A 1307-nucleotide genomic window follows, 5' to 3' on the forward strand; every position below is an offset into this window, starting at 1 on the left:
TGTCTAGTCCTGAAATAGGTTTACACCTATTTCACCCTAACGCTCGATGCACCGCATCGGGCGTTTTGTATTTTAAAGACAGGTGTGGCCGTTCCAGGTTGTAGATCGTAATCGTCTCCCGCACCATCTGCGTGGCCTGCGCCAGATCCGCGGGTCGATGGATCAAGAACTCTGTTTTCAAGATGCCGTTCACCCGCTCTGCCAAGGCGTTCTGGTAGCAGTCGTAGCCGTCGGTCATTGAGCAAGTGATACCATTTTTTGCGTGTACTTCTTGGTAAAGGGCCGAGCAGTACTGGGCGCCTCTATCCGAATGATGGACTAGCTTCTGAACGCTTCGACGCCGCTTCAAAGCCATTCGAAAAGCCTGCACCACAGAGTTGGCGTGCAGACTTTCATGCACGTGATAGCCGACTATTTTTCTCGAAAAGGCATCCGTCACCAAACTCAAATAGGCAACGCCATCACGGGTAGGCAGGTACGTAATATCGGCCACCCAGACCTGTTCCGGGCCGGTAGCGACTATTTGTTCCGGGCCTGATTTCAGCAGGTTGGGGTGCCGGCGGAAGCGATGGTGACTGTCGGTTGTCTTGTGATACGCCCGCTTTCTGCGGACCAACTGGCGGCTTTCTCGCAAAACCGCGAACAAACGATCCCGGCCAACATGGAGCTCCTGTTGCTGATGCTGCGCATGCATCATCGAATGCAGCTTCCGAGTGCCTATGCACGGTTGGCGGGCACGGACCTGCTGTACATACGTTATGAGCTGCTGATCTTGGTCGGCTCGAGCCCTGTAGACCCGATTGCGTTTGTAATAGGCCTGACGGCTTATCCCCATAAATTGGCAAGCCCTGCTGACACTCAGGGTTTGGGTTTGCGCAATGACTTGCCGGGTCGCTTTTTTACGACAGAGACGCCGTAGTCGTTCTTCAGAACATCGACCACGGCTTCAAAGAATTGGGCTTTCTGATTTGCCAGCGCCAGTTGTTCCTCTAGTTCTTTGATTCTTTGCTCGGGAGTCAGTGGCAAGGTTGGCTCGTCCATAGGTCTGATCCTCTGAGAGCGAATGGAGGCGCCTTGGCTCCAGTCCTGGCGACCATGCTTGCGTAGCCAAACCAAGACCGTCGACCTCCCTTGAATTCCATAGCGCCGCTGAGCCTCTTTATAACTCAACTCGCCTTTTTCGACCTGATCGACGACCGATAATTTAAAAGCCAGTGTGTAATCACGCTGACTACGCTTCGCGCCCGTGTCCATTGCACCTTCCTGAAAAGAAGTTAGAAGGTGTAAACCTTATTCAGGACGGGACA

1 protein-coding gene is annotated in these 1307 nt (G+C 53.3%); it reads right to left on the reverse strand.

The window, feature by feature from the left end:
- Nucleotides 1-31: 31 nt before the first annotated feature.
- A protein-coding gene (locus K5D32_RS25710; protein ID WP_409372900.1) for an IS3 family transposase occupies nucleotides 32-1254 on the reverse strand; the annotation gives its coding sequence in 2 pieces (ribosomal slippage) (nucleotides 32-903 and nucleotides 903-1254; 1224 coding nt in all).
- Nucleotides 1255-1307: the final 53 nt, after the last annotated feature.

This window comes from Pseudomonas cichorii (assembly GCF_019719005.1).
GTDB lineage: Bacteria > Pseudomonadota > Gammaproteobacteria > Pseudomonadales > Pseudomonadaceae > Aquipseudomonas > Aquipseudomonas cichorii_E.